Below are 24771 nucleotides of genomic sequence, written 5' to 3'. Positions count from 1 at the left end.
TTTTATTACAACTAAAAAAATACATTTTAAATGGCTTTAGATACAATTAATCCAACAAACACTAATGCTTGGAAAAAACTGGAATTGCACTTTCAAACTATGCAAAAGGCAACAATTCAAGATTTGTTCGAGTCAGATCCAGCAAGAACTGAAAAATTGAATATTCAATGGAATGATTTTTTAATAGATTACTCAAAAAATATCATTGATGAGGAAACAGTTCAGTTGTTAGTAGAATTAGCAAATGAAGTTGGACTTAAAGCTGCTATTGCTGATTATTTTGATGGTACAGTGATTAATAAAACCGAGAGTAGAGCCGTGCTTCATACTGCTTTGCGTGCTGTTGAATCTGCAGTGGTCAATGTAGATGGGATAAATGTAATGCCCGAAGTATATGAAGTAAAAAATAAAATAAAAGGATTTACAAACGAAGTTGTTTCGGGTATACGAACTGGTTATACAGGAAAGCCTTTTACAGATATCGTAAATATAGGAATAGGAGGATCAGATTTGGGACCAGCAATGGTAGTCGAGGCACTTCAGTTTTATAAAAACCATCTTAACGTTCATTTTGTTTCAAACGTGGATGGTGATCATGTTCAAGAGATTCTAAAAAAATTAAATCCTGAGACTACGCTTTTTGTAATTGTTTCAAAAACATTTACCACGCAGGAAACTTTAACGAATTCAGAAACGATTAAAGATTGGTTTCTAAAATCAGCAAAACAAGAAGATGTTGCCAAGCATTTTGTTGCAGTTTCAACTAATCTTGAGAAAGTTACTGCTTTTGGAATAGATGCCAGCAACGTTTTTCCAATGTGGGATTGGGTTGGCGGTCGTTTCTCTTTGTGGAGTGCAGTAGGTCTTACTGTCAGCTTATCAATAGGGTATGATAATTTTAATAGTTTGTTGAAAGGTGCTAATGAAATGGACGAGCATTTTAAGACAGCTGATTTTGATAAAAACATGCCTGTTTTATTGGCGATGTTGAGTGTTTGGTATAATAATTTCTTTGGTGCTGAAAGTGAAGCTTTAATTCCTTACACCCAGTACTTGCAAAAATTTGCACCTTATTTGCAGCAGGGTACCATGGAAAGTAATGGCAAAAGTGTTGGTCGAGATGGAAAACCTGTTAATTATCAAACAGGTACAATCATTTGGGGCGAACCAGGAACCAATGCACAACATGCTTTTTTTCAGTTGATACATCAAGGTACAAAATTAATTCCAGCTGATTTCATAGGATTTGTTACTCCTTTATATGGAGATGCCAATCATCATGATAAGTTAATGTCTAATTTCTTTGCGCAAACAGAAGCGCTGATGCACGGAAAATCTGCAACGCAAGTTCAAAAGGAATTTGATCTTCAAGGAATACCAGCTGAGAAAGCAGAATTCCTATTGCCCTATAAAATTTTCTCAGGTAACAAACCTACAAATACAATTTTAATTCAAAAATTAACTCCACATACTTTAGGTTCATTGATCGCTTTATATGAACATAAGATTTTTGTTCAAGGTATTGTTTGGAATATATTTAGTTTCGATCAATGGGGTGTTGAACTCGGTAAACAGTTGGCAAATTCTATTTTAGCGGAGATTACCACAAAAGAAGTTAAAAGTCATGATAGCTCTACTGCTTTTTTATTAAATCATTTTTTTAAAAATAAATAATCTAACGAGCCTTTAGTGAAAGTGATAATTTCAAAAAACGTTAAATTTTATCTACGTCAATCGCTTTTATAACGTATTGAATAATAAGTTTTAGCGTTTTTTTTATATTTCAAAAAATAAAAAGAATGTGAAAAAATATTTGTATCTCTAAAACGTCAATTTGTTTAATGAATAATTCTAAATTTAGCATTATTGTTCAATTTTATTCATAAAATAGTCTTTTTTGAACGGATTTGTTGATTTTTATTAATTTCTTACTTTGGCAAACAACGATTCTTAACATTGTGTTAACTTACTTAACTAAATTTGTTATAATTTTGCCAAATATTAATAAACTAATCAATATGAAAAAATTATTAAAAGCGTTTTTTGTGCTATCCGTTTTGTTGCTTTCTGCAACAAGCAGTTATGCACAAGGTAACACTAATTCTTCTATTAGTGGTAGTGTATATGATAAGGATAAGTTAACCCTACCGGGAGCTTCAATTCTTGCGGTACACACACCATCTGGTTCTCGTTACACAGCAACTACAGATTACACGGGTAATTTTAGAATCTCAAACATGAGAGTTGGTGGTCCGTACAAAATTACAATTTCATTTGTAGGTTTCGCTAACTTTGATGACAGTGATGTTTATTTGCAGTTAGGAGAAAACAAAACTTTTAAAATTAATTTAGCTGAAGAGTCAAATCAATTGAAAGAAGTTATTGTTAGAAGTTCAAGAGATAATACTTTTAATTCTCAAAGAACAGGTGCACAAACGGTTATTAACTCTGATAAGATTAAAGCATTGCCATCTTTATCAAGAAACATATCTGATTTTGCAAGATTAACACCTCAAGCGCAATTAAGAGGGGATGACGTTTTATCTATTGGTGGACAAAACAACAGATTCAATGCAATTTATATCGATGGAGCTGTTAGTAATGACGTTTTTGGTTTAGCAGCAAATGGTACTAACGGAGGTCAAACTGGAGTAAGTCCAATTTCTGTTGATGCTATTGAGCAATTCCAAGTGAGTGTTGCTCCTTATGATGTAAAATTATCAGGTTTTGCTGGTGGTGCTATTAGTGCTATTACACGTTCAGGAACAAACAATTTTGAAGGTTCTGCTTATTTCTTAAATCGTAATGAGTCAATCTCTGGTAAAACTCCTCCATCATTAGCTGGTACAGCTGGAAGAAAAAAATTAGGAGATTTTTCTGCTTTGACTTATGGAGTTCGTGCTGGTGGTGCAATAGTTAAAGATAAATTGTTTTATTTCATTAACTACGAAAGACAAGACAATGAGACTCCTCAACCATTTGAATTGTCAACCTATACAGGATTGTCAGCTAATAGATTGGGAGAGTTAAGGGCAAAATTAGCTACTTACGGTTATGATCCAGGTAATTTCAATAATAATGTACGTACATTAGTAAGTGATAAAGTAATTGGTAAAATTGACTGGAACATCAATGATGATCACAAATTATCATTCAAACACAGTTACGTAAAAGCTGAACAATTCTCTCCAAGTCGTTCATCGGCAACTGCAATTAGTTTTGAAAATGGTAGTCAGTTGTTTAATTCAGTTACAAATTCTACATCATTAGAATTAAACTCAAGATTTGGAAATAAATTTTCAAACAACCTGGTAGTGGCTTACACTAATGTAGCAGATGATAGAGATCCAGCTGGAAATCCATTTCCAACGGTGCAAATTTTTGATGGAGCTAACCAAAGTATATTTTTTGGAGCGGAAGGTTTTTCAACTGCAAACTTGTTAGATCAAAAAATATTAACGATTACTGATAATTTTGAAATCAATGCTGGTATCAGTAAAATTACATTGGGTACTCATAATGAGTTTTCACAATCTAAAAACGTATTTTTTGGTAACAACTTCGGGTCTTACCGTTATGCAAACTTAGATGATTTCTTATTAGATAGAAAACCGAATAGATTTCAATTGAACTACTCTTTAATAGGTGGTGAAGGAGATGGATCATTAGGAGCTGCTGAATTTGGAACAAAACAATTTGGTTTTTATGCTCAAAATGACATGAGATTATCTGATAATTTTAAATTATCCTATGGTGTGAGAGTTGATATTCCTGTTTGGGAAGACGGATTGGGTAATGCTGATTTCAACAACAGAACGATTCCATTGTTACAAGCTGCAGGTAAAAACTTGCAAGGTGCTGTAGTTGGAGAGCGTATCAATACAACTGCACATATTGCTCCTCGTATTGGTTTCAACTATGATTTAAATGGTAAAAAGGCAACTCAATTTAGAGGTGGTGCTGGTATTTTTACTTCAAGATTACCTCTTGTTTGGCCAGGTGGAACATACAACAACAATGGTGTTACACAAGGAGCTATTCAAATTACTAATGCTGCACAAATGCCTGTTTTCAACCCGAATCCAAGTGTGGCTAGTCAATTAACTGGAGTACCAAATACTCCTCAATTTCCAAGACCAGGTTCTGGTGGAAGAGGTGGTAACGTAGATTTATTTGCTAAAGATTTTAAATTACCACAAGTGTTTAAAGCAAGTTTTGCTGTAGATCAAAAATTACCTTTAGGTTTTGTTGTTACATCTGAAATCACATATAATGATAACATCAGCGCTGTAACTTATGAAAATTTAAATATTAGAGCTGCATCTAGTAGCTTAACTGGTGCTGATACAAGACCACGTTACAATGGTAACTCAAGAGTAGATAGTCAATATTTAGGTATTTACTTAGGTTCAAATACTAGTGAAGGAAAAGCATATAATATGTCTTTTACATTAGCTAAAAATTTCAAATCAGACTTTATTGACGGTAACATCTCTGGTACTTATTCTTACGGAAAATCTACTGTGATAATGGATGCTACATCATCTCAAAATAGTTCTCAATGGAATAATACTGAAACTGTAAATGGAGCAAATTCATTAAGTTTATCAAGATCTGATTTTGATCCAGGAAGAAGAATTATTTCAAATGGTAATGCTACAATTAAATGGAGTAAATTCACAAAGTCTAGAATTGGTTTCTTTTATGAAGGAGCTCAAGGAACTCCAATAAGCTATGTTTATAATGACTCTGGACGTTTATTACAAGATACATTTTCTAACTCTGCATTGATTTTCATTCCTGCAAAACAATCTGATATTGTTTTGGTGAGTACAACTGCTAATACATTAACTCCGCAACAACAATGGGATGCTTTAAGTGCTTTTATTGAAGGAAATGAGTATTTACGTGAGAGAAAAGGTGGTTATGCTGAGCGTAATGGAGATCGTTTAAAAACGAGCCATGTTGTGGATTTAAAATTCGCACAAGAGTTCACAATAAATGTTGGTAAAAAGAAACATACTTTCGAGATTACTGCTGATATTTTTAACTTTACAAACTTATTGAACAAAAATTGGGGTAAAAGATATTTTACTGCAAATGATCAGGTTCAATTGTTAACACAAGTTGGTTTTGGTACAGGCGCAAATGCAAATACGCCTACTTTTAGTTACAATCCAACTGTTGGAAACAGTATCAACCAAGTTGATGATGTAGGTTTAAACTCATCAAGATGGCAAATGCAAACTGGTGTTCGTTATACGTTTAACTAGTTTACCTTTAAATAAATCAACCCTCATTTCTTATGAAATGGGGGTTTTTTTTATGTCTTTTTTTATTATATTTGTTAAAACAAAAAAAGTATTTATGTACCATTTTATTCAAAAATTTCATTCGGGCTGGGCTTATCTAGCACTTTTAATCCTAGTTATTGCAGTTGTTAATTCTTTAATAGGATTGTTTTCTAAAAAGGATTTTACTTCAAAAGATCGTAAAATAGCATTATTTGCTTTGATTGTAATTCACATTCAATTACTAGTTGGAATTATTTTGTATTTCGTTTCGCCATTAGGGTTAGATTCTTTTGGTCAAATGCAGGATAAAGCGTTGCGCTTAACTTCTCTAGAGCACCCGTTGATTAATATTGTTGCCATTGTTCTTATTACAATAGGTTGGTCTAAACATAAAAAATTAGTTTCAAGTGAATCTAAATTTAAAACGTTTTCTATTTTTTACGGTATTGGTTTACTTCTTATTTTAAGTAGAATACCATGGAAATTATGGTTGTAATAACCAGTTAAAGCTCTAGAAATAGAGCTTTTTTTATCTAGGTATGGTTTTTGCAATTTTGTTCAACTAATACATAATACATGAAAAAATCAATTACTTTATTTATTTTTATAGCAATGGTAAGTATTGCTGTTTGTCAAACATCTGTAGCGACAAAGCAGAACGTCTCTAATGCTAAAGTTTCTTCTGTAAAAGGAGCAAGTAATAAAGGTCTTGTAGAAAAAGACTCCATCAAAAAAGAAAGGGCTATTACCGATATTCAGGAGAAAAAAGCTGATTCAATGATGGCGACTTTGGGAACATTCAAATTGTATAAAAAAGAGTCTCATGCCTCATATTACGCCGATAAATTTAATGGTAAAAAAACATCTAGTGGCAGACGATTTGATAACTCTAAGCTTACTGCTGCTCATAAAAAGCTTCCTTTTGGGACAAAAGTTAGAGTAACAAATGAAAAAAATGGTAAGTCAGTAATTGTTGAAGTTATAGACCGAGGTCCATTTGTTAGATCAAGGGAAATTGATTTAACCAAACGTGCTTTTATGGAAATTGCCTCTAATAAAGGTAGTGGTGGAATGCTTGTTACACTTGAAGTATTAAATAATTAATTACCATTCCTTAAAAGGTAAGATACTTAAGTTGGAGTTGTAGTAGCGTTGTTCTCCTGTTACTTCATCTCCAAGCCAATTGGGTTTATCAAATTTTTCGTTCTCAGAACTCAATTCGATTTCTGCAATGATAAGCCCTTCATTATCTTCATGAAATTCATCTACCTCAATCGTATGATTCCCAAACGGTATTTCGTATCTTGTTTTTGTGATTGCTCCTTTTTCGCACAACTTAAATAGTTCTTTGGCCTCTACCAGTGGTATCTCTTTCTCCCATTCATACCTCGAAGTTCCAGATTCGTTTGAAATTCCTTTTATGGTAAGGTATCCTTTTTCATTTTTCATTCTTACTCGTACCGTATGTTCAGGATTTGAACTTAAATATCCTTGAGATACAATGCTTTTCGTGTGAATCTCTTCTTTAAAGGATTGATTTTTAACAATAAATTTTCTTTCAATTTCAATCATAGCATTTTTGTTATTAGCAATTCAAATGTATCGTTTTTTATTTGAACTTATTATTCTCGATATAGAATTGTACTTTTCTTTACTTTCAAATTAGTTTTATCGGATATGGTATTGATTTTTGTTATCAAAGAAATCGTCATTCTATTTTTTGAATTGTAAATTTACATAAATTCTTATTCATGAAATTTTTTTCAAAACCTAAAGGTAAGCCAACGTTCGAAACCACTTTCAGAAATTTTTTTGATAATGCCTCTAGCGGTTTTATTCCTAATGTTTCTTATGAACTCTTGGTGCGTTTGGTAAGTATCCTAAGGCCTTCAAGAAAAGACGTAAACAAAACAGTTGACTTGCAGGATTTGATTTCTTTTTTAGAACAACATCCATCTCTTTGTGAACAATTTTCCTTGTATTTGAAATTAGTTTTAAAGGATTTAAGGTTCAATTCGGTACTTTCGGACGCAGCCATATTGCAAGATGTAGATTTTATTTTTGAATTAAAGAAACGTATTGTAGCTAAGTTTCTCCCCTTTCAACCAGAAAAAGACAGTTTAGAGTTTGTCTTGAACCAAATATTTTATTTGCCAACAGATGGAGATTGGATTAGTGCTATTCCGATCATTCAGTTAGATCATTTATTCAATTTATTAGAATTAGAAACTATTTATGACTCAGGACCCGCTAATTTTGCCTTGTCTGAGGTGATGATGTCCATGCATGTCATAACACAACGTGTTAGCGGTCGTGCCATGGAAAGGGAAGTGATCAAGATGGTTCCTGAATATGAGCAATTACAAAGTCCTTTTTCTGCTTTTGAAAAAGAATTATTTTTGATTGAGGATCGAATAAAAGAATTAAAGGAACATTTTATCACTCCTGATGATTTGTCTTATCAACAACTTTTAGTCTTGCATAAACAATGTTTGGATTTTGTAAATAAGGCGTTTCATAATAGTAGTAAGTTTGGCATATCATTACGGGTTAACCAAAATCTATTAAAAATAAAACAACAGTTAGAACGATTAGAATTTTTAATTTCCTTGATAGTTGTTTCGGATGTAAATGGAACTACAACAAACACAATACGACTTGGTATACAATTAATTCAATTTAACTGTTATAAGAGTAATATTCGAAAATTTATTGCCGAGAGTACACAACTTTTATCTTATGAAATCACTCAGCACACGGCTAAGACAGGTGAGCACTACATAACCGAAACCCGAAAAGAATATTTTAAGATGTTGCGGACTGCAATAGGTGGTGGTTTTATAGTAGGAATATTGTGTTTGATTAAAATTGCGCTTTCAAAAGTTGAAACTAGTCTTTTTGGTCATGCTTTTTTGTATAGTATGAATTATGCATTTGGATTTATCTTAATTTATGTTTTAGGGTTTACATTAGCCACAAAGCAACCAGCAATGACAGCATCAGCATTGATAAAGGCTTTAGAGGATGGTGCTTCCAAAAAAGGGAAAGAAATAGAAAAATATGCGGCTTTTTCCATTTTATTTGCCAGAGTTTTTCGTTCTCAATTTATAGCGTTTGTTGGAAACGTACTTATGGCATTTCCGGTTTCGTTATTTGGTATATGGATCATAGATTATTATTTTAATTATAATATTGCTGGATCAAAATGGGAAAACTTAGTTCAAGATTTAAGTCCAATACATTCCCTAGCTATGCTGCATGCCGCTATAGCCGGTGTTTTCTTATTTTTATCGGGTATTATTTCAGGTAGTGTTGCAAATAGGGACAAGCACAATCAGGTTTATTATAGAATTGCTGAAAATCCTTTTTTAAAACGAAATTTAGGCATCCAAAAGACTTTGGCATTATCAAAATTATATGAAAAACGCTGGGCTGGTATTATTTCAAATTTTTGGTTTGGTATTTTCATGGGTAGTACAGCTTCGTTTGGGTTGTTTGTAGGGTTGAATTTAGATATTAGACACATTACCTTTGCTAGTGGGAATCTTGCTTTAGCGTTATATGGATCTAATTATCAAGTAAGTCAAACAATGCTATTTTGGGGTATTTTTGGTATTGGAATTATAGGGTTAATCAATTTCCTCGTCAGTTTTAGTCTTTCATTAGGTCTCGCTTTTCGTTCTAGAGGAATGTCTTGGTTTGAATTGAGGCATATAGCAACCTCTATATGGAGGCATTTTAAAACTAAACCCTTGAGTTTCCTTTTTCCAACGGAGAGTAAAAATAAAACTGCCGTTATTGAAAACTATTTGCAAATAGATAATGCTAAGGATGATAGTCATAAAAAAGTTTAAGTAATTGTATAATGCGCAACTTGGATGCAAGAAGAAGTGTCAAAAAGAAAAATTATCCATGTAGACATGGATGCTTTTTATGCATCGGTAGAACAAATGGATAGTCCTGCCTTAAGAGGAAAACCAATCGCTGTTGGTGGTTCTGAGGTGCGTGGCGTAGTGTCCGCAGCAAGCTATGAAGCTAGGAAGTTTGGCGTTAAAAGTGCTATGAGTGGTATTGTAGCTAAGAAAAACTGTCCTGATCTTATATTTGTTAAACCACGTTTTGATCGGTACAAAGAAATTTCAAAACAAATTCAAAAAATCTTTTACGATTATACAGATCTTGTTGAACCATTATCTCTAGATGAAGCTTATCTAGATGTAACCCATAACAAAAAGGGAAATCCGAGTGCAACCTTATTAGCGCAAGAAATTAGAGCACGAATTTTTAATGAAGTTGGACTTACTGCTTCGGCAGGGATATCAATTAATAAATTTGTTGCAAAAGTTGCTAGTGATTATAACAAACCAAATGGCCAAAAAACAGTTAATCCTGATGAAGTCATTTCATTTCTTGAGGCTTTACCTATTAGGAAATTTTATGGAGTTGGTAAGGTTACTACTGAGAAAATGTATCAACTAGGTATTTTTACCGGACTAGAGTTAAGAGACAAATCAGTAGCTTTTTTAGAAAAACATTTTGGTAAAATGGGAAACTACTATCATGATGTGGTTAGAGGAATACATAATAGCCCTGTAAAAAGTTCCCGAATAGCAAAGTCCGTGGCAGCAGAGCATACCTTTGATATCAATCTATCATCAGAAATTTTTATGATAGAAAAATTAGAAATGATTGCATCCTCATTAGAAAAAAGATTAAAAAGACACAACGTTTCTGGTAAAACGGTGACTTTAAAAATAAAGTATAGTGATTTTACACAACAAACTAGAAGTAAAACGTTACCTTATTTTATTGCAGATAAATCTCTTATTTTAGAAATTGTTAAAGAATTATTGTATCAAGAACGGCTTAAAAATTCGGTAAGGCTATTAGGGATTTCAATGAATAACTTAAACACCGATGAAAAAAAAATTGTAGTAGTTCAGTTAAAATTTGAATTCTAAACACTCATTTGTAGTTGAACAATGGTTAAAGTTGGTAAAATAATATTTTTTCATTATAAATAAATATACTTTTGACCAATAATGTAAACATCATGAGTAATTTATCACAATACGACGCCGCATTTTCAAGATTTTATAACTGCATGCGAATCAAAACTTTGCCGCTGTATTCTTTTGATTTTCATCATGAATACACTAAGGTACTGCAAAATACCTTTATAGATACCGCTAGAATAAAAGTTTTAGCAACAAAAAATAAATGGAAAAATACAGATTGGGATTTGCAATCTATTTTAAAAGATGATGTTGTTATTGTAACTGATGTCAATCTAAGAATTGTTTTTGCATCGCATAATCTTGTAAAAATGAATGGCTATGTTGAAGAAGAAGTTCTAGGGAAAAGCCCAAAAATATTTCAAGGAGAAGTAACTAACCGAATCACATCAAGTGAGATTAAAAAAGCTATAGATGCTCATGAAGCTTTTGAGAATGTAGTAATGAATTATAAAAAAAATGGAGAAGTTTATGCTTGTTTAATAAAAGGATATCCTTTATTTAATAACAAAGGAGAGTTAAGTCACTACATAGCCTTTGAAAGAGCAGCATAAAAAAAACCTTTCCAAAATAATTCTTGGAAAGGTTTTTTTGATTTAATCAGTATTAGTTTTTACTGTTGAGTTTACTAAGCAGTCTAAGAAATTCAATATAAAGCCATACCAGAGTAATCATTAATCCCATTGCGCCGTACCATTCCATGTACTTTGGCATTTTTTCCTGAGCTCCTTTTTCGATTCTATCAAAATCTAAAAATAAATTTAAGGAAGCTATTACTATTACAAATACGCTAATTCCTATGCTTATCCAAGAATTACCATAGTGTACAGGAACAAAGCTAGTAAACATTGACAGTAACCAAGAAATTAAATAGTACGTTCCTATAGCTAGTGTTGCCGCAATTACAACTGATTTGAATTGTTCATTAACTTGTACAATTTTGTACTTATATAGACCCAGGCAAATCATAAATGTTACAAAAGTGGCACCAACAGCTTGAAGCACAATACCAGGATACAAAGCTTCAAAAATAGCGGATACTGCACCAATAAATAAACCTTCAAAAATAGCATAACCGGGAGCAAGATAGGGCGAGTATTGAGGTTTGAAAGCGGCTATAAGTACAAGTACTAAACCTACTACGGCACCGCCAATTGCAGGAACAAGTGGATTCATTCCGTTGAAAGTAAGCCACCAGATTACCGTAGCTGATCCAATTAGAATCATAAACAATAGTAAGCTCTTGTTTATTGTGCCAGAAATGGTCATTTCATCATTGTAGTCAATGATTGTTGCTTGATTTATCTCTTCACTTTTTGAAACAGCAGTTGAAAATCTTTTACTATTTAAAAACGGATTATTTGAATTCAAACTCATAATTTTTGTGTTTTATTTACCTTCAAATATAATTGTATTTCCTGTAAATTCATACTTATGATTTCGGTTTTTTAGCAAAAAAAAACCATCCACATAAGATATGGGATGGTTTAGCTAGGCTGTAATTAGTGTTATTCTATTTCAGAAACTCTCAGGGTGTTTACCATTCCTTTATCTTTAATAGGCATCGCTGCTAGATTGATAAGGAAATCTCCTTTTTGAACAAAGCCTTTTTGTTTCACAATCTCGTTTACATCTGTTACCGTATCATCAGTACTTACATCTTTAGTGTACATGAAAGATTTTACTCCCCACAATAAATTAAGTTGAGTCAGGATTCTTTCATTCGATGTAAAAACTAAAATGTGTGCATTAGGTCTCCAAGCCGAAATTTGAAAGGCTGTGTATCCACTATTAGTAAGGGTACAAATAGCTTTTGCTTTAATCACATTAGCCATAGTAGCAGCGTGATGACAAATAGTTTTTGTAATAAAACGTTTGGTTTTTATTTGTGGTGTGTTTTGTGGCACTTGAATTAGCGGAGAATCTTCAACTGCTTCAATAATTTGAGTCATTTTTTGAATAACTTGAACAGGGTAGTTACCCGTTGCAGTTTCACCAGAAAGCATTACTGCATCTGCGCCATCCATTACAGAGTTTGCAACATCATTTACCTCTGCACGCGTAGGAGTCAAGCTTGTAATCATAGTCTCCATCATTTGAGTTGCTACAATTACTGGGATTCTAGCTGTTTTTGCTCTACGTATTAATTCTTTTTGAACTAAAGGTACTTCGTGAGCTGGTAATTCTACTCCTAAATCTCCACGAGCTACCATAAGTGCATCACAATAGGCTACAATTTTATCAATGTTCTCTAACGCTTCAGGCATTTCGATTTTTGCAACAATAGGAATTTTATACTCAGAATGCTCTGCAATTAATTCTTGTAGATCTTGTAAATCTCGTGGTGTTTTTACAAAGGATAATGCAATCCAATCTACGTTTTGTCCAATGGCAAAAATAGCATCTTCAATATCTTTCTCAGTCATTGCTGGAAGGGATATCTTTGTATTAGGTAAGTTTACCCCTTTTTTAGATTTAAGTTCACCACCTTGTATTACTCTTGCAACTACTTCAGATTTTTTATCGGTTTCAACAATTTCAAAAATAAGTTTTCCATCATCAAGTAATATTCTTTCTCCAGGATTTACATCATTTGGAAAGTTTTTATACTTCATAAATACTTTTTTTGCAGTACCAAGAATATCTTCGGCTGTGGTAAATGTTATTAAATCTCCATCATGAACAACAACGCCTTCCTCCATAACACCTACGCGTAATTTAGGACCTTGTAAATCACCAAGAATTGCTGTTGTATAACCAAACTCTTTGTTTAACCCGCGAATAATATTTATTTTTTCTTTTACATCTTCGTAGTCTGCATGCGAAAAATTTACACGAAACACATTGACTCCTGCATCAATCATGTCCTTGATGGTTTCTCTTGTACTACATGCTGGCCCTAGTGTAGCTACAATTTTAGTTTTTTTGTTTGTAAGCATTTGTATTAAAAAATTAAATTGTTTTTAGATTTTATTTTAGTTGTCTCTACGCTGTAAACCGCAGAAACTTTATTTATGGTATTTAATAGTGTTTTTATTTCGTTTAAATTCAAGGTGTCATCTGTATTTTCAATTTTAAAAAAGTAGTCTACTTTTTTAAACTCAGGTAATAAAAATACTTTTGTAGCTACATCCATCTTGATATCAGAAAATAAATTTTGAGAAAATTCCTTTTGCTTCTCTTGCAGCACTTCATTTTTATTTTGGATTAAATCCCAAGAAATTTCATTTTCAGGACCTTCATAGAAAAATCTTGAAAAATTTGTTTCTCCCTCCTTAATCTTAATTTGAATTTCATTGCTACATTTACTCAAATTGATAGGTAATTTTTGATTGATAAAATAAGCCAATCGATAATCTTCTAATGAGGTATGTATAGCAATAAGATGATAGTCTATTGCATCAAATTCACCTAAATTAAGTTTAAGATTTGCCATTTCATCAAAAAATAAGATGTAAATATAGCATTTCTATTGAAGTGTATAGTCTTCTAAATAAGATGTTTTTGTTAATTTATGAACGAAAACGATATAGTTTTATAGAAAATTGTATTATTTTCTGTCCATTTTTTCTTGAAATGCAAAATAAGCGCGTTGGGATGCTTTTTCTTCTGCTTTCTTTTTAGAGGTAGCCCTTGCTTTTGCAATGACTTTATCGTCAATACTAAGTTTAACACCAAAAAAACGTTGGCCATCAATAGAGTTGTCATCAAAAATATCGTAATGAAATATTTTTTTCTCTTTTTGACACCATTCAATTACTAAGCTTTTATAGCTAATTACCTTGCCTTCTAGACGTGCAATATCTACATAAGGAGTGATTACTCTGTTTCTAATGAATTTTTCACAAAACTCGTAGCCTCTATCTAGGTAAATGGCACCTACTAAAGATTCAAAAATATTGCCATGAATATTTTCTCCAAAATGTTGAACAGGAACTTTACTTTCTATAAATTGAATCAAATTTAAGTCTTTCCCTAGCTCGTTTAAATGTTCCCTACTTACAATTTTAGAGCGCATTTTGGTAAGATACCCTTCGTCACCAGCAGGCGCTTCATTAAATAAATGAGCGGCAATAACTGCACTTAACATAGCATCTCCTAGAAACTCTAAGCGTTCATAATTGATGGGATTTCCAGATAAATCCAGCCTGTTAGATGATCTATGGGTAAAAGCTTTTGTGTAAAATTCTAGGTTTAAGGGAGGAAATCCTAGGATTTTCTGGATAGAATCAAAAAAAATCCCGTCTGTAGCCGAACGGGATTTTTTGAATATTTTTCTAATTATATTCATACAATTAGATATCTAATTTTTTTACCAAAACGCATGCGTTATGGCCTCCGAAACCAAATGTATTGCTCATTACTACATTCATATCTCTTTTTTGAGCTTTATTAAATGTAAAGTTCAATTTTGAATCAATGTTCTCATCATCTGTAAAATGATTGATAGTAGGAGGTACTAAGCCGTGTTTTAAGGAAAGTATAGCAGATATAGTTTCTACAGCACCTGCAGCACCTAATAAGTGACCTGTCATTGATTTTGTAGAATTTAAATTCATGCTATAGGCATGTTCGCCAAATACATGAAGAATAGCTTTTGACTCTGCCATATCACCAAGAGGAGTAGATGTTCCATGCATGTTTACACCATCTACATCAGAAGGTTGTAATCCAGCATCTCTAAGGCAGTTTAGCATTACATTTTTAGCGCCCAATCCTTCTGGATGTGGAGCAGTAATGTGGTAAGCATCTGCCGACATACCGCCACCACCTATTTCGCAATAAATGGTTGCACCACGAGCAACAGCGTGTTCGTATTCTTCAAGAACCAAGGCGCCTGCTCCTTCTCCTAGAACAAAACCATCTCTGTCTTTGTCCATTGGTCTTGATGCAGATTTTGGATCGTCATTTCTAGTTGATAGTGCATGCATTGCATTAAAACCTCCCATACCAGCAATTGTTACCGCAGCTTCAGAGCCACCTGTAACCATAGCATCGGCATGGCCAAGTCTAATATAATTGAAAGCATCTATAATGGCATTTGTAGAAGAAGCACATGCAGAAACAGTTGTAAAGTTAGGTCCTCTAAAACCATATTTAATGGAGATGTGTCCACCTGCAATATCGGCGATCATTTTTGGGATAAAGAAAGGATTAAATTTTGGAGTCCCGTCTCCTGAAGCATAATTAAGAACTTCAATTTGAAAAGTCTCTAATCCGCCAATTCCTGATCCCCAAATAACGCCCACGCGGTCTTTGTCAATTTTCTCCATATCAAAACCTGCATCTTTTACTGCTTCTTCAGATGCAACCATGGCATATTGAGCGTATCGGTCCATTTTGCGGGCTTCTTTACGGTCAATGAAATTTTCAACATTAAAGTTTTTAACCTCGCATGCAAAGTGAGTTCTAAATTTAGAGGCATCAAAGTAAGTGATAGGTGCAGCTCCGCTAACGCCATTAATCAAACCGTCCCAATACTCTTGTACAGTATTTCCAATAGGGGTAAGAGCGCCTAATCCTGTTACTACAACTCTTCTTAATTCCATAAATTCTTTGTTATGTTATCTTTAAACAAATAAAACCCACGCTGATACTGTATAAAATACTACAAAATAGCTATGGGTAATACAATAATATCTTTTGGATTGAAGTTCAATCTTAATTTTAATATTTAAAAAAATAATAACACCCGTTCACATGAATGCAAGCGGGTGTTTGATTTATTATTTTTTAGCTTCCTCGATGTAAGAGATTGCTTGACCTACAGTAGCGATGTTTTCTGCTTGATCGTCTGGAATTTGGATATCAAATTCTTTTTCGAATTCCATAATAAGCTCAACAGTGTCTAATGAGTCAGCTCCTAAATCATTAGTGAAGCTTGCTTCTGTTACAACTTCGTTTTCGTCAACGCCTAATTTGTCTACGATAATCGCTTTTACTCTTGATGCAATGTCTGACATAATCTTTAATTTTAGAATTTAATTTGTTGGCAAAAATAAAAAACTTTATTTTAAAACAACTATTTAGTTAATAAATGTGACATCTAATTTATGAAATATATTTTGACAAAGGTGTCTCAATGTTATTTATTTTCAATTATTATGCTTTTTTTTGTGGCTTCAAATAGAATGTAATTATGAAAAAAATCGTGATTTTTGCCTCCGGATCGGGTACCAATGCTGAAAATATTATCCAATATTTCAAAAAAACAAGCTCAGCAGCTGTTGTTGCAGTTTTTACAAATAATCCTAAAGCGGGTGTGATTACGAGAGTTCAGAAATACAATTTACCAATAGAGATTTTTACCAAAACACAATTATTTGAAAATGAAGTACTACAAAAAGTTCAAGCTCTCCAACCAGATTTGATTGTTTTAGCTGGTTTTTTACTCCAATTTCCTTCAAATATTATTAATGCCTTCCCTAATAAAATCATAAACATTCACCCCGCATTATTACCTAAATATGGTGGAAAAGGAATGTATGGAATGTATGTACATCAAGCAGTTCTTGATAATAAGGAATTAGAAACGGGAATCACAGTACATTATGTGAATGAAAATTACGATGAAGGCGCGATTATCGATCAACAAAGAGTTGCATTATCTGCGGTAGATACGGTTCCAACAATCGTCGAAAAGATACATGAACTAGAGCAAGAATTTTTCCCAATTATCATAGAGCGCATTTTAAACCAAAGTATATAATTGTAATGGGACACGATGTACACATATATACAGATGGTGCTGCCAAGGGTAACCCAGGAAATGGCGGCTATGGAGTGGTAATGGAATGGGTAGGAAAACCGTATAAAAAAGAATTTTATGAAGGTTTTAGGCGAACTACGAATAATAGAATGGAATTACTAGGCGTAATTGTAGGACTTGAAAAATTAAAAAATCCCAATACGAGAGTATTAGTAGTTTCGGATTCTAAATATGTCGTAGATTCTGTAGAGAAAAAATGGGTTTTAGGCTGGGAAAAAAAAGGATTTGTTGACAGGAAAAATGCCGATTTGTGGAAACGGTTTTTACTAGTATACCGCAATCACAAAGTCGATTTTAAATGGATAAAAGGACACAACAATCATGTTCAAAACGAAAGGTGTGATGAATTAGCCGTTATGGCATCCATGCAAAAACAACTTTCTGTGGATGCTTTTTATGAAAAAGAGGAGGCTAAATTGTTGTAAATATGTTGTTTAAATTGGCAAAACTTTACATGTCTTGCGCTTTGCAACTTTACAACTTATAAACTATCTTTGCCCCTTAATTTGAAACGTATATAATGAATAAATTATTGATTGTTGGAACAGTAGCTTTTGACGCAATTGAAACTCCATTTGGGAAAACGGACAAAATTTTAGGTGGTGCAGGAACATATATTGGTTTGTCTGCTTCTTTTTTTAATGTGCAATCAGCCATTGTTTCTGTAGTTGGAGATGATTTTCCTCAAGAATATTTAGATTTATTAACTTCAAGAAACATTGATATCTCTGGACTAGAAGTTGTACAAGGTGGTAAAACATTCTTTTGGAGTGGTCGTTACCACAATGACTTAAACTCAAGAGATACACTAGATACGCAATTAAATGTTTTGGCTGATTTTCAACCAAAAGTACCACAAGATTATAAAAATGCTGAGATTGTAATGCTAGGGAACTTACATCCATTAGTACAAAGCAGTGTTTTAGATCAAATGGAAACACAACCTAAATTAGTAGTGCTAGACACAATGAATTTTTGGATGGATTGTGCTTTACCTGAATTGCTAGACGTAATCAAGCGCGTTGATGTAATCACTATCAATGATGAGGAAGCGAGACAACTTTCTGGAGAATATTCTCTTGTTAAGGCTGCTGCCAAAATTCAAACTATGGGTCCTAAGTATGTGGTAATTAAAAAAGGAGAGCATGGCGCACTTATTTTTCATGATAAGGAAGTTTTCTTTGCTCCAGCATTACCATTAGAAGAAGTGTTTGACCCAACAGGAGCAGGAGATACATTTGCAGGAGGATTTGCAGGTTACTTGACACAAAGCGAAAACATCTCTTTTGAGAATATGAAAAATGCTATTATTCAGGGTTCTAACTTAGCTTCTTTTTGTGTAGAAAAATTTGGTACCGAGAGAATGCTAACTTTAGAGAAAACCGAAGTAGTGTCTCGATTAAAACAATTCAAATCGCTAACACAATTTGACATAGAATTATAATATCTTAAAACCTCGGAAACGAGGTTTTTTTTGTATAAAAATAGTAGCAGGAAATTTTAGTTTTTACTTTTGTAAAACATAAAACTTATGCTTTACTAATTTCAGAATATCACAACAACACAACAAATTACACTACAATGAGCGATGCTTTACAACATGAATGTGGAATAGCTTTAATTAGATTACTTAAACCGCTTGAATATTATAAAGAGAAATATGGAACCGCATTTTACGGAATCCAGAAAATGTATCTTTTGATGGAAAAGCAACACAACCGAGGTCAAGATGGTGCTGGTTTTGCAAGTATTAAACTAGATGTAGAACCTGGTGAACGGTACATCAGCCGTGTACGATCAAATCATGCGCAGCCTATTCAAGATGTCTTTAAACAAATAAACGACAGAATAAACGAAGAAATGGCAGCGCACCCTGAGTATGCTGATGATGTGGCTTTACAAAAACAAAAGTTACCGTACCTTGGTGAATTGTTTCTAGGACATGTACGTTATGGGACTTTTGGTAAAAATAGTATTGAAAGTGTTCACCCATTTTTACGCCAGAATAACTGGATGCATCGCAACTTGATCTTAGCAGGAAACTTTAATATGACTAATGTTAAAGAGCTTTTTCAAAATTTGATTGATCTGGGACAGCATCCAAAAGAGATGGCAGATACCGTGACTGTAATGGAAAAAATAGGTCATTTTCTAGATAATGCAGTTACAGATTTGTACCAAGATTGCAAAAACGAAGGATTGAGTAAGAGAGAAGCGTCGCCTGTAATTGCAGAACGATTAGATGTAGCTAAGATTTTATCACGCGCAGCTAAAAATCTAGATGGAGGATACGCCATGGCTGGACTTTTAGGTCACGGTGATTCTTTTGTATTTAGAGATCCTGCCGGAATTAGACCTGCATATTTTTATCAAGATGATGAAATTGTGGTAGTAGCATCAGAACGGCCAGTGATTCAGACCGTGTTTAATGTTCCTTTTGAATCGGTGCAAGAAATTGAACCAGGAAATGCTTTGATCATCAAGAAAAATGGCACGATTTCTATGAAAGAAATTTTGCCTCCAACGGTTAAAAAAGCATGTTCTTTTGAGCGCATTTATTTTTCAAGAGGTAGCGACGCCGAAATTTACCAAGAACGTAAAACTCTAGGAAGATTAATCTTGCCAGCAGTTTTAAAATCTATAGATGAAGATACAGACAATACCGTTTTCTCTTATATACCCAATACGGCTGAAACCTCATTTTACGGATTAGTAGAGGCTGCTCAGGATTTCTTAAATCAAAGGAAAAATAATTTTATCTTAGAAAACAGAAATACCTTAACTAAGGAAACGCTACAGGAGTTGCTTTCGGTAAAAATACGTACTGAGAAAGTAGCTATAAAGGATGCAAAATTAAGAACTTTTATTACTGAGGATAGCAGTAGGGATGACTTAGTTGCCCACGTTTATGATGTTACTTATGGTGTAATTAAGCCAACTGATAATTTAGTTATTATTGACGATAGTATTGTAAGAGGGACTACTTTAAAAATGAGTATCATCAAAATGATGGATCGTTTGAATCCAAAACGAATTGTAATTGTTTCATCGGCTCCGCAAATTCGTTATCCTGATTGTTACGGTATTGATATGGCCAAACTAGAGGGATTAGTGGCTTTTAGAGCTGCTCTTGAATTACTTAAAGAAAGGAATTTATATCATATTATAGATGAAGTGTATGCTAAATGTAAAGCACAAGAAAATTATAAAGATAATGATGTTGTGAATTATGTAACGGCTGTTTATGCTCCTTTTGAAGCTCAAGAGATTTCAGATAAAATTGCTGAAATGTTAAGTTCATCAGAAATAAAAGCCGAAGTGAAAATTATCTTTCAAACCGTTGAAGATTTACATATAGCTTGTCCAAAAAATTTAGGGGATTGGTACTTTACTGGGGATTATCCAACTCCAGGAGGGAATAGGGTAGTGAACCGCGCTTTTATGAATTTTTATGAAGGTAAAGATGCACGAGCATATTAGAAATAAGAATAAAAGAGGTTTTAATCGATTTTATAAGTTGTTCATCTAATTTATTTGACTAAACAATATAAAATATATATATTTATATCACCATAATATTAGTAGGTTAAATTTATGGTAGATTTGGGGCAAAAAGGGTGGAAGCAATTCCACCTTTTTTATTGGAATAAAGTCAAGGAAGAAATAAGAATATAGAGGAGAGAATAAAGAGAAGAGAAAAAAACAAAAAAGACGAATAAGCCAAGTGTTTGTTCGTCTTTTTTAATAAGGAGTAGTAATACTTTTTTAGATAAAAAAAATAGACAAACAACTTTTAAGTCATTTGTCTATTCTCTTTATTCTGATCTCTTAAAAGATTATTTCTCTAAAGCAAATCTTCTTGAAACTTCAGTCCAGTTGATTACGTTGAAAAATGCTTCAATATAATCAGGTCTTCTGTTTTGGTAGTTTAAGTAGTAAGCATGCTCCCAAACGTCCATTGCTAAAATAGGTGTTCCGCCACAACCTACACCTGGCATTAATGGATTATCTTGGTTTGGTGTACCACAAACTTCTACTTTTCCGCCTTTTTGTACACAAAGCCAAGCCCATCCTGAACCAAATTGTGTAGCCCCAGCTTTGCTAAAACTTGCTTTGAATTCTTCAAATGTTCCAAAAGCGGTTTCAATTGCAGCAAGTAAATCTCCTGTTGGTAACCCACCACCATTAGGTGTCATCACTGTCCAAAATAAGTTATGGTTGTAAAATCCACCACCGTTATTGCGTACTGCAGCGTTTTTTAAATCAAGATTGATCAAGATATTTTCAATGGTTTTACCTTCCATATCAGTACCTGCAATAGCTGCATTTAGATTGGTTGTGTAAGCATTGTGGTGCTTAGAATGGTGTATTTCCATTGTTCTAGCATCAATATGTGGTTCTAATGCATCGTATGCATAAGGTAATTGTGGTAATTCAAAAGCCATGATATAATTGTTTTATAAGTGAATTAATATATTATTCAAATTTAAACATTAAAGTTTGGAAACGGAAATTCTATTTCGTTATAATTTCATTAAATTAATTTATTAAGCACCATATTGCTGTGTAAGTATTAATAAATCAATATTTTACAGGTGTTCGTAAAGGCGCTGAAGGTAATTGTTGATTAAAATGTTTAAAATGTGTTATTTATAGGTGGTACTATTTTTATTCCATTAAAGACTAAAAATTCACCTAATAGGATAAGTATTTAATTTCCAAACGTGGATTTTAAACCTTAGATAAATTAGCGCTAAGATTGATTTAGGATTGCGCCATAGCCATACAAACAATACTTATTTTGGCTCCAGGAATTTTCAACAAAGCTCTTGAGCATGCCTCAAGTGTGGCTCCAGTTGTAATCACATCATCAATTAGTAGAAAGTGCTTGTTGTGATCTTTTTTATCAAATACAACATCAAACACGCTTTCTATTCCCTCAGTACGGCCTAATAAGTTTTTCTTTGATTGTGTTTTTGAGTATACATTGCGTTTTAAGATAGTATCATCGTAAGTGATTTTTAAATTTAATGATAGTGCTTTGCCAAATGTTGTAACTTGATTATAACCTCTTTCTCGAAGCTTCTTTGGGTGTAAAGGAACGGGTATAATGGCATCTACATCTTGTAACGCTTCAACAATTTTTAATTCATGAGCATACCAATCCCCAATAAGTGTCCCTACTTTTTCATGACCTTTGTATTTTAAGTTGTGAATGATTTGCTGTACAATGCCTTTTTTTCTAAAATAAAATAAAGCTGATGCATGAATTACCGGTATACGTCCATAGAATTTCTTGAACGCCTCATTGTTTTCCATCAAATGATGATTTGTCAAGGGAATGTTGTGTCTGCAAATGGTACAAATCACTAATTCATTGGCAACCAAAAAAGAATCGCACCCTGAACAAACTTTTGGAAAAAAGAGATTTATAAAGCTTTCAAACATATAATCAGGTATTTATTGATAAAAATAAACAAATCAATGCTCCATTGACTCATAATTTTCTTTTTTTTAAGTTCACTTTTTATATTTTTGCAGTACTATGGCAAAACAAGAAGATTTATTTAAGAATGTAATTTCGCATGCAAAAGAGTACGGATTTATTTTTCCGTCAAGCGAAATATACGATGGTTTAAGTGCAGTCTATGATTATGCACAAAACGGAGTGGAATTAAAAAAGAACATACGCGAGTACTGGTGGAAAGCAATGGTGCAAATGAACGAGAATATTGTAGGCCTTGATGCTGCAATATTGATGCATCCTACCACCTGGAAAGCCTCAGGTCACGTTGATGCCTTTAACGATCCTTTGATTGATAATAAAGATTCTAAACGTAGATATAGAGCCGATGTTTTAATAGAAGATTATGCCGAAAAATTAAATTTAAAGGCAAAAAAAGAAATCGAAAAAGCAAAAGTTCGTTTTGGAGATGCTTTCAATGAGCAAGAATTCATTACAACCAATGCGAGAGTGGTTGAATATTTAGCCAAAGAAAGAGAAATTCTAGAAAGAATGGGTCGTTCATTAGGCAACGGAGATCTTGAGGATGTGAAGGCTTTGATAGAAGAATTGGAAATTGCTTGTCCAGAATCGGGTTCTCGTAATTGGACCGAAGTGCGTCAATTCAACTTGATGTTTGGTACTAAATTAGGAGCCTCAGCAGATACGGCAATGGATTTATACTTGCGTCCAGAAACTGCTCAAGGTATTTTTGTAAACTTCTTAAATGTGCAAAAATCTGGACGAATGAAAGTTCCTTTTGGAATTGCACAAACCGGTAAAGCGTTTAGAAACGAAATCGTAGCGAGACAATTCATTTTCCGTATGCGTGAGTTTGAACAAATGGAGATGCAATTTTTTGTACGTCCAGGCGAAGAAATGAAGCATTATGAGTTTTGGAAAGAAGCCAGACTAAAATGGCATTTATCTCTAGGTTTAGGGAAAGAAAGATACCGTTTTCACGATCACGAAAAACTAGCACATTACGCTAATGCTGCTGCTGATATAGAATTTGATTTCCCTTTTGGATTCAAAGAATTAGAAGGAATTCACTCTAGAACAGATTTCGATTTGAAAGCACATGAGCAATTTTCAGGTAGAAAATTACAGTATTTTGATGCTGAATTGAACCAGAATTATGTGCCGTATGTGGTAGAAACTTCAGTAGGATTAGACAGAATGTTCTTGGCGGTTTTTGCTACTTCCTTAAAAGAAGAAACTTTAGAAGATGGATCTACTAGAACAGTTCTGAAATTACCTTCAGTACTTGCTCCAACTAAAGCAGCTATTTTACCATTAGTTAAAAAAGACGGATTGCCAGAAATCGCTAGACAAATTATTGACGATTTGAAATGGGATTTCAGTGTATCGTATGATGAAAAAGATGCGGTAGGAAGACGTTACCGTAGACAAGACGCATTAGGAACTCCATTTTGTATCACCGTAGATCATCAAACTATTGAAGATCAAACGGTAACCATACGTCATAGAGATAGTATGAAACAAGACCGCGTAGCTATTTCGGATTTAAAAGCCATTATTGAAAATGAAGTTTCAATGAAAAACTGGTTGATGAAAATGTAATACATGATAATTATAGTATAAAAAAGCTTCTCAATTGAGAAGCTTTTTTGCTTAGAAACGGTAACCTAGTGTTATACCACCACGCGGAACAACCTCTGGGCTATTGGTACTTAGTAAATTTCGACCTATTCCCGCATTGATTTCAAAGACAAATCCACGTTTGTGCACCCACTTTGACCCAAGTCCAAAACCAAGAGCAAAATCAGTATAGCGATCTTCATCAATATTAGTTAAATTTCCATTATTGTCGTAATAGTACATTTTATTACTAATACCAGTACTTATCATACTAAAACCTTCTACAAAAAATCCAGCAGCTGGTTTTTTTCCAAAATAAGCACGGTAGTAAGGAGTGAAGATAAAATTGCTATCAAATTCATCTTCGGCAACAAAGAAAACGGTTGCTCCTACACCGCTATCCTCTGTAATAAGTCTCTCGTAAGTAATCTCTACGGCACCTAAAACTAGGAATAAGGCATTTCCTTTAATTTCATTTTTCTTGAAGGTTGGTACTTCTTTTTCTTGGCTAAACGCTATACAGCTGCAGAATACACATAGTAAAGTAGTTATTTTTCTCATGATTTTTTTTGATAAAAGTAAGATAAA

At 33.3% G+C, this 24771-nt stretch carries 22 protein-coding genes; 12 read left to right on the top strand and 10 right to left on the bottom strand.

What is annotated here, in order from left to right; translation table 11 throughout:
* Window positions 1-30 precede the first annotated feature (30 nt).
* The 4 genes from pgi (at window position 31) to K5V07_RS14430 (ending at window position 6398) form a co-directional block, all read left to right on the top strand.
* A complete protein-coding gene (gene pgi, locus K5V07_RS14445) occupies window positions 31-1674 on the top strand; it encodes a glucose-6-phosphate isomerase (protein WP_221918035.1) in 1644 nt (547 codons plus the stop codon).
* A gap of 344 nt (window positions 1675-2018) precedes the next feature.
* Window positions 2019-5273 carry a carboxypeptidase regulatory-like domain-containing protein gene (locus K5V07_RS14440; RefSeq protein WP_221918034.1) on the top strand — a complete coding sequence of 1085 codons (3255 nt, stop codon included), beginning with the start codon at window positions 2019-2021 and terminating at the stop codon, window positions 5271-5273.
* Between the two features lie 94 nt (window positions 5274-5367).
* Window positions 5368-5790, top strand: coding sequence for a hypothetical protein (locus tag K5V07_RS14435; protein WP_221918033.1), 423 nt, complete (start codon window positions 5368-5370; stop codon window positions 5788-5790).
* A gap of 80 nt (window positions 5791-5870) precedes the next feature.
* A complete protein-coding gene (locus K5V07_RS14430; protein WP_221918032.1) occupies window positions 5871-6398 on the top strand; it encodes a septal ring lytic transglycosylase RlpA family protein in 528 nt (175 codons plus the stop codon).
* Here the strand turns inward: K5V07_RS14430 and K5V07_RS14425 are convergent, their stop codons facing one another.
* Window positions 6399-6866, bottom strand: coding sequence for a CYTH domain-containing protein (locus K5V07_RS14425; protein ID WP_221918031.1), 468 nt, complete (start codon window positions 6864-6866; stop codon window positions 6399-6401). It lies immediately after the preceding gene.
* 179 nt (window positions 6867-7045) lie between these two features.
* On the opposite strand from K5V07_RS14425, the gene K5V07_RS14420 reads away from it, so the two are divergent.
* The 3 genes from K5V07_RS14420 (at window position 7046) to K5V07_RS14410 (ending at window position 10863) form a co-directional block, all read left to right on the top strand.
* The gene (locus K5V07_RS14420) at window positions 7046-9148 is read left to right on the top strand and encodes a site-specific recombinase (protein WP_221918030.1); all 2103 of its coding nucleotides are present in this window, start codon (window positions 7046-7048) and stop codon (window positions 9146-9148) included.
* A gap of 24 nt (window positions 9149-9172) precedes the next feature.
* On the top strand, window positions 9173-10255 hold the full coding sequence (dinB, locus tag K5V07_RS14415) for a DNA polymerase IV (protein WP_221918029.1): 1083 nt from the start codon (window positions 9173-9175) through the stop codon (window positions 10253-10255).
* A 92-nt stretch (window positions 10256-10347) separates the two neighbouring features.
* The gene (locus K5V07_RS14410) at window positions 10348-10863 is read left to right on the top strand and encodes a PAS domain-containing protein (protein ID WP_221918028.1); all 516 of its coding nucleotides are present in this window, start codon (window positions 10348-10350) and stop codon (window positions 10861-10863) included.
* 52 nt (window positions 10864-10915) lie between these two features.
* Here the strand turns inward: K5V07_RS14410 and K5V07_RS14405 are convergent, their stop codons facing one another.
* The 6 genes from K5V07_RS14405 to K5V07_RS14380 form a co-directional block, all read right to left on the bottom strand.
* Window positions 10916-11686 carry a Bax inhibitor-1/YccA family protein gene (locus K5V07_RS14405; protein ID WP_221918027.1) on the bottom strand — a complete coding sequence of 257 codons (771 nt, stop codon included), beginning with the start codon at window positions 11684-11686 and terminating at the stop codon, window positions 10916-10918.
* A gap of 131 nt (window positions 11687-11817) precedes the next feature.
* Window positions 11818-13248, bottom strand: coding sequence for a pyruvate kinase (pyk, locus tag K5V07_RS14400; RefSeq protein WP_144890370.1), 1431 nt, complete (start codon window positions 13246-13248; stop codon window positions 11818-11820).
* Window positions 13249-13253: 5 nt separating this feature from the next.
* Window positions 13254-13745 carry an IPExxxVDY family protein gene (locus K5V07_RS14395; protein ID WP_144890372.1) on the bottom strand — a complete coding sequence of 164 codons (492 nt, stop codon included), beginning with the start codon at window positions 13743-13745 and terminating at the stop codon, window positions 13254-13256.
* Window positions 13746-13859: 114 nt separating this feature from the next.
* Window positions 13860-14600: a ribonuclease III gene (rnc, locus tag K5V07_RS14390; RefSeq protein ID WP_086455434.1), complete on the bottom strand. Its 741-nt coding sequence runs from the start codon at window positions 14598-14600 to the stop codon at window positions 13860-13862.
* 4 nt (window positions 14601-14604) lie between these two features.
* Window positions 14605-15858: a beta-ketoacyl-ACP synthase II gene (fabF, locus tag K5V07_RS14385; protein ID WP_221918026.1), complete on the bottom strand. Its 1254-nt coding sequence runs from the start codon at window positions 15856-15858 to the stop codon at window positions 14605-14607.
* A gap of 177 nt (window positions 15859-16035) precedes the next feature.
* The gene (locus tag K5V07_RS14380) at window positions 16036-16272 is read right to left on the bottom strand and encodes an acyl carrier protein (RefSeq protein ID WP_007137004.1); all 237 of its coding nucleotides are present in this window, start codon (window positions 16270-16272) and stop codon (window positions 16036-16038) included.
* A 176-nt stretch (window positions 16273-16448) separates the two neighbouring features.
* Here K5V07_RS14380 and K5V07_RS14375 point away from each other — a divergent pair, with 176 nt between their 5' ends.
* The 4 genes from K5V07_RS14375 to K5V07_RS14360 all read left to right on the top strand — a co-directional run bounded on the left by K5V07_RS14375 (window position 16449) and on the right by K5V07_RS14360 (window position 20558).
* On the top strand, window positions 16449-17018 hold the full coding sequence (locus K5V07_RS14375; RefSeq protein WP_221918025.1) for a phosphoribosylglycinamide formyltransferase: 570 nt from the start codon (window positions 16449-16451) through the stop codon (window positions 17016-17018).
* A 5-nt stretch (window positions 17019-17023) separates the two neighbouring features.
* Window positions 17024-17503 carry a ribonuclease HI gene (gene rnhA / locus K5V07_RS14370; protein ID WP_221918024.1) on the top strand — a complete coding sequence of 160 codons (480 nt, stop codon included), beginning with the start codon at window positions 17024-17026 and terminating at the stop codon, window positions 17501-17503.
* Window positions 17504-17598: 95 nt separating this feature from the next.
* Complete coding sequence (locus K5V07_RS14365) at window positions 17599-18522, top strand: PfkB family carbohydrate kinase (protein WP_144890386.1); 924 nt, start codon at window positions 17599-17601, stop codon at window positions 18520-18522.
* 137 nt (window positions 18523-18659) lie between these two features.
* Window positions 18660-20558 carry an amidophosphoribosyltransferase gene (locus K5V07_RS14360; RefSeq protein WP_221918023.1) on the top strand — a complete coding sequence of 633 codons (1899 nt, stop codon included), beginning with the start codon at window positions 18660-18662 and terminating at the stop codon, window positions 20556-20558.
* A 356-nt stretch (window positions 20559-20914) separates the two neighbouring features.
* Here K5V07_RS14360 and K5V07_RS14355 read toward each other — a convergent pair whose 3' ends face one another.
* Together K5V07_RS14355 and K5V07_RS14350 are read right to left on the bottom strand one after the other, a co-directional pair.
* Window positions 20915-21523 (bottom strand): superoxide dismutase, encoded by a 609-nt coding sequence (locus tag K5V07_RS14355; protein WP_182651261.1) that lies wholly within the window; start codon window positions 21521-21523, stop codon window positions 20915-20917.
* A gap of 319 nt (window positions 21524-21842) precedes the next feature.
* Complete coding sequence (locus K5V07_RS14350; RefSeq protein WP_221918022.1) at window positions 21843-22526, bottom strand: ComF family protein; 684 nt, start codon at window positions 22524-22526, stop codon at window positions 21843-21845.
* A gap of 97 nt (window positions 22527-22623) precedes the next feature.
* Between K5V07_RS14350 and K5V07_RS14345 the strand changes: the two genes are divergently transcribed.
* Window positions 22624-24165 (top strand): glycine--tRNA ligase, encoded by a 1542-nt coding sequence (locus K5V07_RS14345; RefSeq protein ID WP_221918021.1) that lies wholly within the window; start codon window positions 22624-22626, stop codon window positions 24163-24165.
* A 51-nt stretch (window positions 24166-24216) separates the two neighbouring features.
* Here K5V07_RS14345 and K5V07_RS14340 read toward each other — a convergent pair whose 3' ends face one another.
* Window positions 24217-24744, bottom strand: a complete 528-nt coding sequence (locus K5V07_RS14340; protein ID WP_221918020.1) for a DUF3575 domain-containing protein — start codon at window positions 24742-24744, stop codon at window positions 24217-24219.
* Window positions 24745-24771 lie beyond the last annotated feature (27 nt).

The sequence above is a fragment of the Flavobacterium sp. CHNK8 genome (assembly GCF_019774515.1).
In the GTDB taxonomy this organism is placed as follows: Bacteria; Bacteroidota; Bacteroidia; order Flavobacteriales; family Flavobacteriaceae; genus Flavobacterium; species Flavobacterium tiangeerense.
Note: the sequence above shows the minus strand (reverse complement) of the source record. Positions and strands in the feature narration are given on the sequence as shown.